Annotated in this window: 13 protein-coding genes; 6 read left to right on the forward strand and 7 right to left on the reverse strand. The window is 66.0% G+C overall.

What is annotated here, in order from left to right:
- Positions 1–17: 17 nt before the first annotated feature.
- Together ACYQ4T_RS00075 and ACYQ4T_RS00080 are read left to right on the forward strand one after the other, a co-directional pair.
- On the forward strand, positions 18–611 hold the full coding sequence (locus tag ACYQ4T_RS00075) for a glutathione S-transferase family protein (protein WP_459849689.1): 594 nt from the start codon (positions 18–20) through the stop codon (positions 609–611).
- A 37-nt stretch (positions 612–648) separates the two neighbouring features.
- Entirely contained in the window at positions 649–1017 is a 369-nt protein-coding gene (locus ACYQ4T_RS00080) for a hypothetical protein (RefSeq protein WP_459849691.1), read from the forward strand.
- A gap of 8 nt (positions 1018–1025) precedes the next feature.
- Here the strand turns inward: ACYQ4T_RS00080 and ACYQ4T_RS00085 are convergent, their stop codons facing one another.
- Positions 1026–1970 carry a 2-dehydropantoate 2-reductase gene (locus ACYQ4T_RS00085; RefSeq protein ID WP_459849694.1) on the reverse strand — a complete coding sequence of 315 codons (945 nt, stop codon included), beginning with the start codon at positions 1968–1970 and terminating at the stop codon, positions 1026–1028.
- A gap of 28 nt (positions 1971–1998) precedes the next feature.
- Positions 1999–2865 carry a LysR family transcriptional regulator gene (locus tag ACYQ4T_RS00090; RefSeq protein WP_459849697.1) on the reverse strand — a complete coding sequence of 289 codons (867 nt, stop codon included), beginning with the start codon at positions 2863–2865 and terminating at the stop codon, positions 1999–2001.
- A gap of 95 nt (positions 2866–2960) precedes the next feature.
- Here ACYQ4T_RS00090 and ACYQ4T_RS00095 point away from each other — a divergent pair, with 95 nt between their 5' ends.
- Positions 2961–3926, forward strand: coding sequence for a quinone oxidoreductase family protein (locus ACYQ4T_RS00095; RefSeq protein ID WP_459849700.1), 966 nt, complete (start codon positions 2961–2963; stop codon positions 3924–3926).
- Positions 3927–3938: 12 nt separating this feature from the next.
- Here ACYQ4T_RS00095 and ACYQ4T_RS00100 read toward each other — a convergent pair whose 3' ends face one another.
- The 5 genes from ACYQ4T_RS00100 to phaR form a co-directional block, all read right to left on the reverse strand.
- Positions 3939–5225 carry an NAD(P)/FAD-dependent oxidoreductase gene (locus tag ACYQ4T_RS00100; protein WP_459849703.1) on the reverse strand — a complete coding sequence of 429 codons (1287 nt, stop codon included), beginning with the start codon at positions 5223–5225 and terminating at the stop codon, positions 3939–3941.
- A gap of 191 nt (positions 5226–5416) precedes the next feature.
- Positions 5417–6199 carry a LuxR C-terminal-related transcriptional regulator gene (locus ACYQ4T_RS00105; RefSeq protein WP_459849706.1) on the reverse strand — a complete coding sequence of 261 codons (783 nt, stop codon included), beginning with the start codon at positions 6197–6199 and terminating at the stop codon, positions 5417–5419.
- Positions 6200–6212: 13 nt separating this feature from the next.
- Entirely contained in the window at positions 6213–6824 is a 612-nt protein-coding gene (locus ACYQ4T_RS00110; RefSeq protein WP_459849709.1) for a gamma-glutamylcyclotransferase, read from the reverse strand.
- Positions 6814–7632, reverse strand: coding sequence for an alpha/beta fold hydrolase (locus ACYQ4T_RS00115; protein WP_459849712.1), 819 nt, complete (start codon positions 7630–7632; stop codon positions 6814–6816). The genes ACYQ4T_RS00110 and ACYQ4T_RS00115 overlap by 11 nt, the downstream gene beginning before the upstream one ends.
- A 70-nt stretch (positions 7633–7702) precedes the next feature.
- Positions 7703–8371: a polyhydroxyalkanoate synthesis repressor PhaR gene (gene phaR, locus ACYQ4T_RS00120; RefSeq protein WP_459849714.1), complete on the reverse strand. Its 669-nt coding sequence runs from the start codon at positions 8369–8371 to the stop codon at positions 7703–7705.
- 219 nt (positions 8372–8590) lie between these two features.
- On the opposite strand from phaR, the gene ACYQ4T_RS00125 reads away from it, so the two are divergent.
- Genes ACYQ4T_RS00125 through ACYQ4T_RS00135 form a run of 3 tightly spaced genes read left to right on the forward strand, consistent with a single transcriptional unit; the run spans position 8591 to position 10492 of the window.
- Positions 8591–9073 carry a hypothetical protein gene (locus ACYQ4T_RS00125; protein ID WP_459849717.1) on the forward strand — a complete coding sequence of 161 codons (483 nt, stop codon included), beginning with the start codon at positions 8591–8593 and terminating at the stop codon, positions 9071–9073.
- The gene (locus tag ACYQ4T_RS00130) at positions 9027–10088 is read left to right on the forward strand and encodes an alpha/beta fold hydrolase (RefSeq protein WP_459849720.1); all 1062 of its coding nucleotides are present in this window, start codon (positions 9027–9029) and stop codon (positions 10086–10088) included. The genes ACYQ4T_RS00125 and ACYQ4T_RS00130 overlap by 47 nt, the downstream gene beginning before the upstream one ends.
- Positions 10085–10492, forward strand: coding sequence for a hypothetical protein (locus ACYQ4T_RS00135; RefSeq protein WP_459849723.1), 408 nt, complete (start codon positions 10085–10087; stop codon positions 10490–10492). Before ACYQ4T_RS00130 ends, ACYQ4T_RS00135 begins: the two co-directional genes overlap by 4 nt.
- Positions 10493–11113 lie beyond the last annotated feature (621 nt).

The following is an 11113-nucleotide window of genomic DNA, read 5'->3' on the forward strand; positions in this document are numbered from 1 at the left end:
GCTTAAGGAGAGATGCGATGATGAAGCTATGCCACAGCAGCACCAGCCCCTTCGTGCGCAAGGTGCTGGTGACCGCGATCGAGACCGGCCAGGACGGCGAGATCGAGCGGGTGAAGACCAACACCGCCGACCCGGCGCTGGGGGCCACCAACCCGCTGAACAAGATTCCGGCCCTCACCCTGGAAGACGGCACGGTGCTGATCGATTCCGCGGTGATCTGCGAGTTCCTCGACAGCCGCAAGGGCGGCAAGCTGTTCCCGAAGGACGCGACGCGCTGGCCGACCTTGAGCCGCATGGCGCTCTGCGACGGCATCCTCGACGCGGCGATCCTGCGGCTCTATGAATCGCGGCGCCCGGAGACCCTGCGCTCGATCGACTGGGACAGCAAGCAGAAGACCAAGGTCGACCAGGCCCTGGACGCGCTGGAAAAGGATGCCGGAAGCTTCGGCGACAAGATCGACATCGGCACGTTGACCGTCGCGATCATGCTCGACTATCTCGACTTCCGCTTCGCGCATGAAGCCTGGCGCGACGGGCATCCCAATCTCGCCAAGTGGCACAAGGCGATCTCGGCACGGCCTTCGCTGAAGGCAACGATGCCGTTCGAATAGACCAGTCTAGATTTTGATAATGTTCATCAGATTCGTTGTGAGCGAGATCGATCCCGATTCCGGAGTACGGCAAGGGCTGTATCATGCCGTTGCTCGGCTAAGGGAATCCCCAGACATATCGCCAGCGGATTGCGATCTTCTCGATGAAGTCAACGAGTGGTTCAACAAGAACCTGGAGAAACCGACCCAACTATCAATCTCGCGCAGACCGCATGGCAAGGCACAAGCCATAAGCTGGTTCAAGGCATCAGCCGTTGCGCATATCCAACGGATGCATCAGTTCGCGAGCGTGTTGAAGTCGTACGATATCGCCGTGGAGATGATAACATCCCGCCGGCCGGGCTATATCGTCTATGAGGATGAGTTTCAGATCGCTGCTTATCCTTTCAAAGACACAGCAACCTGATTGAGACGCTATTTGGCTGCCTTCGCCCGCCGCGCCTCATAGGCCTGCAGGTGGCAATAGGCGATGCGCAGCAGGTGCGCGTCGAGGCCGGCGTCTCGCGCGCGGTGGTACATGTCGCCGATGATGTGTTCGCCTTCGATCGGGCCGCCGGCTTCCATGTCGCGCAGCATCGAGGCGGTGAAGCCGGAATTGCGGTCGAACAGCAGGCTGCGCACGTTCTTAAGATAGTCTTCCGAGGGCGGATACTCGGCCTCGGTGGCGACGGCGGCGGTCTCCTCCAGGAGCTCCGCCATCAGATCGGGCCCGCCCTTGGTCGCCATGATCTCGCCGACCGAGGCGCGCATCAAGGTGGTCATGCCGGCGAGCGTCGCCAGCATCACCCATTTGTCCCAGAGATTCTGGTCGATCGGATCGGCGCGCTTGCTGGCGAAGCTCGCCTTGGTGGTCACGGCCAGCAGGTCGTCCAGCACCGGATCGACTTCCAGGCGGTTGGGCTGGTCGGCGAAGGCGCCGAACACCATCCGCGCCATCGGGTTCAGATGCTCGATTTCGCCGAAGGCGTTGATCGTGGTCGAGCATTGGCAGATGCCGCCGACCACGCGGCCGTGGCCGAGCCGCTCGCGCAAGAAATCGTTATGCGCCATGCCGTTCATGATCGGCAACGCCAGCGCCCCGGCATCGACATGCGGCTCGATGGCCTCGAGGGCGGAGTCGAGGTCATAGGCCTTGCAGGTCACCAGCACGATGTCGAATTTCCGCGCGGCCTCGCCGGCAAGGATGGTCTGGACCTGAAGCTGGGCATTGCCGACCGGGCTCTTGATGACCAGGCCGTTTTCCCGAATGCGGTTCTGGCGTTCCGGCCGCAGCAGGAAGGTGACGTCGGCGCCGGCCTCGACCAGCCGCCCGCCGAAATACCCGCCGGTCCCGCCGGCGCCGAGGATCAGGATGCGCATGCCTCTCTCCACTGCTTTGCGCCGGCCATTATGGCAGCCGGTCAAAGCACCGGGCCAGAAAATCCAGCGTCGCACGCACCAGCGGCGCGCGGCGGAGGTCCTGGTGCACCGCCAGCCAGACCTCGCGGCTCAGGTTCTTGCCGCCGCTCTCGAGCCGGCGCAGGCCGGGTTCGGATTCGCCGAAGAACCGCGGCAAGGCGGCAATGCCGATGCCGGCCTTCGCCGCCTCGCGCTGCACCTCGAGATCGCTGGCGCGCAGCACGACGGGGCGCCCCTGGGCAAAGTGCCGCAGCCAGATCTGCTGCGGCGCCTGGTCCATCGGATCGTCATAGGCGATGAAGGCATAGTCCGCCGGCGCGATGGCATCGAGATAGGCCGGCGCGGCGTAGAGCGCGAAACCCAGCCGGCCGATGCGGCGGGTGACCAGGCTCTTCTCCTGCGGACGAATGAGGCGCACGGCTATATCCGCCTCGCGGCGCGACAGCGAGGCGCTGCGCTTCTCGCCGATCAGCTTCAGGCTGATGCCCGGATGCGCCGCATAGAGCGCCGACAAACGGGGTGCGATCAGCGCGGCGGCGATGGTCGGCGGCGTGCTGACCGTGACCGAGCCTTGGAGGCCGGTCTGCGCGCCTTTCGCGGCGCGGTCGAGCTCGAAGGCGGCCGCTTCCATGCGCTGCGCGATCGCGGCGATCCGGCGGCCCTCGGCGGTCAGCGCATAGGACCGGGCCCGCCGATCGACCAGCTTCAGCCCGAGGGCGGCTTCCAGGGCGGCGACCCGGCGGGCCACGGTCGCATGGTCGACCGCAAGTCGGCGCGCCGCGGCGGACAGCGAGCCTTCGCGGGCCAGGGCAGCGAAATGGCGCAGGTCCTGCCAGTCGGTCGGAGTATCGCGCATGGGCGTTTTCGCACAATCGAGGTGGGAGCTTGCGGAATTTCGCATAGTCGGCGCCGGCCGCACAATCGCGACGTGAACCTGTTTGGAGGCAAGCGATGCCCTTGGTGATGCAGATCCGGAAGCCGGGCGACGCCGCGGCGCTCGAGCCGGCGGAGATCACGCTGCCGGAGCCGGGTCCGGGCGAGATCCGGATCCGCCACAGCGCGATCGGCGTGAACTTCGTCGATACCTATCACCGGCGCGGCCTCTATCCGTTGCCGGCCCTGCCGGCGGTGCTCGGCGTCGAGGCCGCGGGGATCGTCGAAGCGGTCGGCCGGGATGTCGACAGGCTCGCGGTCGGCATGCGTGTCGCCTATGCCGGTGCGCCGATCGGCGCCTATGCCGCGGCGCGGATCCTGCCCGCCTGGCGGGCGGTGCCGCTGCCGGATTCGGTTCCGGACGACGTCGCCGCGGTGGCGCTGGCCCGCGGTGTGACTGCGGAGATGCTGATGGGAACGGTCTATCCGGTCGGGCGCGGCACCACGGTGCTGGTGCATGCGGCGGCCGGCGGGCTCGGCAGCCTGCTGGTGGCCTGGGCCAAGCGCCGCGGCGCCGCGGTGATCGGCACGGTGAGCAGCACGGCGAAGGCCGAGATTGCCCGCGCCGCCGGCGCGGATGAGGTCGTCACCGGCCGCGCGGCGGATTTCGTCGCCGCGGCCAAGGCGTGGACCGATGGGCGCGGCGTCGATGTGGCCTATGACGGGATCGGCGGCACGACGCTGGCGAAGACATTCGGCGCGGTGCGGCCGCTCGGCACCGTCGCCAGCATCGGCCAGGCCGGCGGTGCCATTCCGCCGCTCGCCATCGAGACGATCGGTCCCCGCAATCTCGCCCGGCCGAGCGTCATGCTCTACATGAACGACCGCGAGAACTATCGGCGCGGCACCGAAGCGGTGCTGGCCAGCCTCAGGGACGGGCTTCTGCCCAGGCTCGGCACGCGCTATGCGTTGCGCGACGCCGCACGGGCCCATGCCGACATGGAGGCGGGTCGCACCACCGGCGCGCCGCTGCTCATTCCCTAGGAATCTTGCGCCTCAGAGCTTGTCCCGGAGCACGTACCACAGCATCGCCAGCACCAGCAGCGGGTGGCGGAGCAGGGTGCCGCCGGGGAAGGTCCGGTGCTCGATCTGGGAGAAGACGTCGAAGCGCTCGGCGGTGCCGGCCATGGCCTCGGCGATCAGCTTGCCGGCGATGCCGGTGATCGCGACCCCCATGCCGGAATAGCCCTGCGCGTAATAGACCCGGCCGACCCTTCCCAAATGCGGCAGCCGATGCATGGTGATCGCCAGCATCCCGCCCCAGCCGTAGTCGATGCGCTGGCCCGCGAGCTGCGGGAACACCTGCAGCATGTAGGGTTGCACGAAACCGGCGATGTCGGCGGGCTCTTGCGTGTTGTAGCGCTCGCCGCCACCGAACAGCAGGCGGTTGTCGGCGGTGACGCGGTAGTAGCTGACCACGAACTTGGTGTCGCAGGCGCAGGAGCCGCTGGGGATCAGCGCCCGCGCCTCGTCTTCGGGCAGCGGCTCGGTGGTGATCACGAAATTGGCGATCGGCATGATCTTGCCGGCGATCCTCGGCTCCAGCGCGCCCAGATAGGCATTGCAGCCGAGCACGGCGTAATCCGCCTCGATCCGGCCGGCCTCGGTGGTGACCGTGATCCTGGCGCCGTCATCGTCGATCTTCGTCGCCGCCGTGTGCTCGAACATCTGCACGCCGGCGTCCTCAGCCGCCTTGGCAAGGCCCAGCGCATAGTTCAGCGGGTGCAGATGCCCGCCGCCGCTGTCCTTGATGCCGCCGTGATAGATCTCGCTGGCGATCTCGGATCGGATGGCGTTGCGGTCGAGCAGCTTCGCCTTGGTGTAGTTCATCTCGCGCTCGAAGCAGGCGATCTCCTCTTCCATCCAGGCGAGGTCGCCGGGCTTCGAAGCGAGCAGCATGTTGCCGTGCCGCAAGTCGCAGGAGATGCCGTGCTTCTCCACCCGCTCCCAGATGATGCTGCGCGCCTCCTCGGCGAGATCGAACAGCGCCTTGCCGCGCGCCTTGCCGAAACGCGCGATCAGTTCCTGCGGCGACTTGCGCAGGCCGGTGTTGATCTGCCCGCCGTTCCGCCCCGAGGCGCCCCAGCCGATCCGGTTGGCCTCGATCAGCGCCACCTTGAACCCGCGCTCGGCGAGATTGAGCGCGGCCGAAAGCCCGGTGAGCCCGCCGCCGACCACGCAGACATCGGCCCGGATCGATTCCGTCAGCCGCGGCCAGGTGCCATGCGGATTCGCGGTCGCGGCGTAATAGGAGCTTTTCGGGTGCTCTTGGTTGGAGAACATGATGCCTGCCTTGGATGCGCGGCAGCATAGAGACAGGTTTGATGGGTCTCAAGCAGCGTCAAGGCCCTCACCCAACCTCTCCCTTCGGGAGAGGGGCTCACCGAGTATGAAGGCCAGTGCACCAGCGTCCCCTCGCCCGTAGGGAGAGGGACAGGGTGAGGGCCTTGACGCTGCGTGAGGCGTCTCAGGGCTCAGCACACCCCATCCAGCAGCCGGTAATGTGCCGCCCGCGCCACCGCCTGCACGCGGTTGCGCGCACCCAGCTTCCGCGTCGCCGATTTGAGATGCAGCATCACCGTCGCCGGCGAGCGATCGAGCTGGTAGGCGATCTGCTTCGCGGTCATGCCCTTGGCGCAGAGCTTCAGGCATTCGCGCTCGCGCGGGGAGAGGCGCACGTGGCGCGACGGCATCGCGTCCGGATCGAAGGTCTCCAGCGCCGCGTTGTGGAAGGCATAGCCGGCGAGCGCGATCTCGCTGATCTGCCGCCGCGCATCCTTCTCGAAGCCGGGCTCGGGATCGACCCGGATCGCGTTGAAGGTGGCGAGCCCGCCTTGCGCGAGGCGCATCGGCACGGTGACGCCGATGGTCATCCGGGTGTCGCGGCAATAATGGATCACCGGCTGGTGGCGGTCGGTCACCACCGCGGCCAGCGCATTCTCCGCCGGGTTGCCGTCGACCTTGTTGCAGGACCACATGAAGGGCGCGTTGGCCTTGATCGCCAGCTCCTGCATCGGGTCGATCTGGCAGAAGCCGCCCTTGGTCCAGAGCTCCGGCATCTCGGCGTCGATGTTGCGGATCTCGAGCAGGCTGGGGCTGATGAGGTCGCCCTCCGGCGTCATCGGCACCGGCGTGTAGTCGTAGCCCAGGGCGGTGAAGCCGAGATCCTGGAGGGCGGCGATCATCGCGTCGAGCCGCGGGCCCAGCCCTGCGACGCTCGACAGCCGATCCTCCAACCCTTCCAGCCAGCGCGACATGATGACAGTAACTTTACTGCCCCTGCTCGACCTGCCGCAACACCCGGTGCAGCACGCCCTCGTGAATGCCCATTTCCTCGAGATGGATAACGGTGTTCTTCAGGTAGTCCACGTTGCTGCCGGTCTTGCCGATGGCGCGGCGGATGCGGCGGGCGATCTCGGCGATCTCCAGCTTGCCCGCATATTGCGGGTGGCCGCGGTCGGCGACATAGGCGAGGGCGGTCTCGATCCGGTCGTTCTCCAGCCGGACTTTCAACCAGCGCGGCTCATAGACGCCGGTCACCATCTCGCGGGCATGCAGCCCGTCGGCGACCGCTTGCGCATGTTCCGGCTTCACCCGGAACATCCGGCCGTGGCACATGCCGCCGCGGTCGAGGCCGAGCACCAGGCCGGGATTTTCCCGCGTGCCGCGATAATGGGTGGATTGGATGCAAAAGGCGCGGTGATAGCCGTGCAGGGCGGCCGGGACGATATCGATATAGGGGAAGTCCGGCCGCCACATCAGCGAGCCATAGCCGAACACCCGGAGCTCGGCGCCGGGCTCGAGCTTCACCCTGCGGCTTTCGATCAGGTCCTGGTCGATGAGGCCGAGTTCGTCCTCATCTATCGGGCTTTCAGTCGGCATCGCCTTCCAAGAGGAAGCCGGTGACGGCCTCGTTGAAGGGTTGCGGCTTCTCGACATTGCAGAGGTGATAGCCGCCCTCAATCACGGTGAGGCGCGCGCCCTGGATCCGGTCGCGCAGCGCGCTGACCGCGGCGACCGGCGCGCCGGGATCCTTCTCGCCGGCGATGCAGAGCACCGGCAGGCGCAAGGTCTCCAGCTTCTCGCCGGGAATATCCATCCGCTTGATCGCCAGCGCCGCGCCGATATAGCCGGCGGGCGGCGTCGCGCGGATGAGGTCGGCGATCCACTTTATCGTCTCCGGCTCCGCGGCGCGGAATTCCGGCGACAGCCAGCGCGCCAGCGTGCCCTCGACCTGGGATTCCACGCCGTCCTTGGCGATGGCGGCGACACGATCGTCCCACATCTTCTGTTGATCGGCATTGGGCTTGCCGGTCCCCGTGCAGGCGAGCACCAGGCGATCCAGCATCTTGGTATGCCGCAGCGCCAGCACCTGGCCGATCATGCTGCCGATCGAAAGCCCGACGAAATGGAAGCGGCCGTGTCCCAGCTTCGCCGCCAGTGCGGCGACATCGTCGGCCATCTGCTCCAGCGTATAGCCGCGGGTCAGGTCCTCGCCGGTCGCGTCGGTGCCGCCATGCCCGCGCATGTCATAGGAGAGCACGCGGAAATGCTGGGTCAGCGCCGGCAGCTGCTCGCGCCACATCGCGCCGCTCACCGAGAGCGCATGCGAAAGCACGACCAGCGGCCGGTCCTCCGGCCCATCGAGGCGATAGTGGAAGTTGGTGTGATCGAGCCTGACGCTGGGCATGGGCTTAAACGGGATAGACCCGACGGGTGATGGCTGGTGAAACGCGAAACATAGCAGGTGACGGGACCGTTTACTCGCCCTTGCCGGAGGCCTTGGTCAGCGCCTCGATCTGCCGCTGCAGGGCCAGCATCTGGCTCTTCAGATCGGTAATCTCGTTGGCCGAGGGCGCATCGGCCGGCTTCTCGCCGCCACCTGCCGGCGCGGCGCCGGGCGCGCCCGGCATGCCCATGCCGCCCTTGAACGGATTCCACATCCGCATCGCCTGCTCGAAGAAGGCCATGTTCTGCTTCGACATCTCCTCGAAGCGCTCCATCGGGAACATGCCGCCGAAGCTGTCCTTCATATAGGCGCGCATCTGCTCCTGGTTCTTGCCGAAGCTCTCCATGCTCTGCTCGAGATAGCGCGGCACCAAAAATTGCAGGTTGTCGCCGTAGAGGCTGATCAACTGGCGCAGGAAGTTGATGGGCAGCATGTTCTGCCCCTTGGACTCTTCCTCGACGATGATCTGGGTCAGCACCGAGCGGGTGATGTCCTCGCCGGTCTTGGCATCCTCGACGGTGAACTCGGTGCCGTTCCGGACCATCTGTGCGAGATAGTCCAGGGTCACATACGAGCTGGTGGCGGTGTTGTAGAGCCGGCGATTCGCGTATTTCTTGATCCGGACCGGCGACTGCCCGTTCTTGCCTTCGCCCTTGCCGCCTTCCGGCCCTTCCGGTTTCCTGCCTTCGCTGTCGGCCATGTTCTTTGTGCCCTTTTAACCAACCCCCTGGATGCAACGCAGCATAGCAGGATTAACCCCCCATTTGGCAATGCGGTCGCTGCGATGCGGAAACCCCATCTTTCGCAGTGCGGCCCCATCTTTCGCACTGCGAAAAGGCTGTTATAGTTTCGCCCCATGGCAGAAGACGGCAAGAAAACCGGCCCTGAAGCGGCCCCCCAGGCTCCAAGGGAAGCCTCCGTGGAGGACCTCGCGAAGCGGCTGATGGATCTCTGGCAGGAGCAGATGGCGGCGATCGCCGCCGATCCCGACCTGATGCGCCAGATGGCCCAGATGATGGCGGCCTCGCCTTTCCCGGCGATGATGCAGGGCATCATGCAGGGGATCCTGGCGGCCAGCGCGAAGCCGGGCGCGCAGAACCCTTATGAATGGTGGAAGGCTGATGCACCGAAGTCATCCGCTGAGACTAGGCCCCCGGCCGCTGCCCCAGCATCTCAGCCTGGCGGCGGCGACTTGGCTGAACTCCGGCGCAATCTTGCCGGCCTTGAGGCTCGGCTCGCAGAACTGGGCGGCAACGGAGCGGGAGAGCGAGCGGGAAAATCCGCCGCCAGCCAGCCCAAGCCCAAGCGACCCGCGCGAAAACCTCAGAAGCCGGTGGCGGGACCTGCTGGCGGAGGTGGAGCGGGCGGAGCCGGTGGCGCTGGCGGGGGCGCTGCAGGCTGAAGGCCTGCGCCGCTTCGACCGGCTCCTCTCCGGCGTCGAGAAATACCGCCACGCCCCGAAGAGCCGCAACGTCGCGGAAGCGCCGGTGCTCTGGCGCGAAGGCACCACCAAGCTGCTCGACTACCGCACCGGACGAGACGCAAGAGCGCCGCGCCTGCTGGTGATCCCCTCGCTGGTCAACCGCTACTACATCCTCGACCTCGAGCCGGACGCGAGCTTCCTGCGCTGGAGCGCGGCGCAAGGCTTCGCGCCCTTCGTGATGGACTGGGGCTCGCCCGGGCCTGAGGAACGCGGCTTCGATTTCACCGACTATGTCGCGGGGCGGCTGGAGAGCGCGCTCGAAGTGGTGCGGCGCGAGCCGGGCGGGCCGATCTTCGCCATCGGCTATTGCATGGGCGGCAACCTGGCGCTGGCGCTCTCTCTCCGGCGCCAGGCCGAGATCGCCGGGTTGATCCTGCTGGCCACCCCCTGGGACTTCCACGCCGAGGCCAAGGAGCATTCGCTGATGCTGGCCGAGATCGGCCGCGGTCTCGAGCCGGTGCTGCAGCTCTTCGGCGAGCTGCCGGTCGATATCCTGCAATGCTTCTTCAGCGGCTTCGATCCGTTCCAGGTGCTGCGCAAATTCCAGAACTTCGCCGCCGCCGATCCGGAGAGTGCCGGCGCGAAGAAATTCGTCGCCTTGGAGGATTGGCTGAACGACGGCATGGCGGTCTCCGCCGCGGTCGCCCGCGAATGCCTGACCGGCTGGTACGGCGAGAACACCCCGGCGCGCGGCGAATGGAAGATCGCCGGCGAACCGGTCCTGCCGCAGCGGTTTGAGCAGCCGGCCCTCTGCCTGATCCCCGCCGGCGACCGCATCGTCCCGCCGAAGAGCGCGCTGGCACTGGCCGACGCGCTGCCCAAGGCCGAACGCATGCTCCCCAGCGCCGGCCACATCGGCATGATGGCCGGCGGCAAGGCGAAGCCGCTGGTCTGGGAGCCGATGCAGGCGTGGATCGAAAGGATCTGGTTATGAGAAGCTTATCTGCCACCGCCATTGCGGTCATTCTTCTTCAGTTGCTCTGTGTGCCGGCACTCGCGCAGACAGTCACTGGTGCATTGCCATCGGAGACCACTGCGGCACGAAAAGAGATCCAGAAAGGCATGGCCGCAGTCTTCACCAATACCAAAGATGAAGCTTTTCCTGGTGCCACAAAAGCTGACATCGGCCGTGCGAAGGCATGCGCCGTGCAGGCGCTCATGGCAGATATGCCAGATGACGTCGCAGAGGAACTCGTTGTGCAGTTGAGAGACACTTCAGTCCGCGATGACGAATTCTTCCTGCATTGGCTAATGCCCGGAGAAAAAGATGTCGCGCGTCGAAATCAAATCGACGCACGGGCAGGGGAGATTTGCCCAGAGCTTTTGCAGCCTCAGTAGCGCAACAACCAATGGCTTTGAGCGGGGACCCCGATGAGCCATTGCGCTGACAGCCATGCCCGACGAAGTCTTCTCTGCATACTCCCGAATTCAGATGATGCATCGAAAGCGACGTGGCGCGCCGATTGTGGTATGATCGGTGCCTGCCTTCCGAATTGTCCGCCGGAGCTCCAGCGCAGGCGGAAGCGCACAGTGCGAAGGCGGATGCTGTTTGAGATTGTGAATGTCCAATGGATAGCCGTGGCGCGGGCCGCTGGCGCGTCGGCAACGCAGACGGGACGCAGACACGGACAATTCTAGCGCCGATTCCACATGACCCGGCGCTCCCGGCGAGGTCCGCATGGTGCCGCGTGACCGGGTATAGAGAAATGTTGTGGGCCCAGTGCCTTACCGCAGCGGCAACCCGGACAGGACCCGGACAGAAAAGGAATTGCACGCAGATTCACCCGCGAAGCGGCGCGATCCGGCGATGGCTGCGTGGCGCTGCGTGAACGGGTGGGTGGAAGTAGGGGATGTCAGTGCCTTAGTCTGTCCCCAACGCAGACAGGACGCAGACAGGGAAAATTTTCGGCGCAAATTCAGCATAGCCCGGCGCGCGTATCGGCGAATTTTGCATGGCTC

It is taken from the genome of Dongia sp. agr-C8, assembly GCF_054658695.1.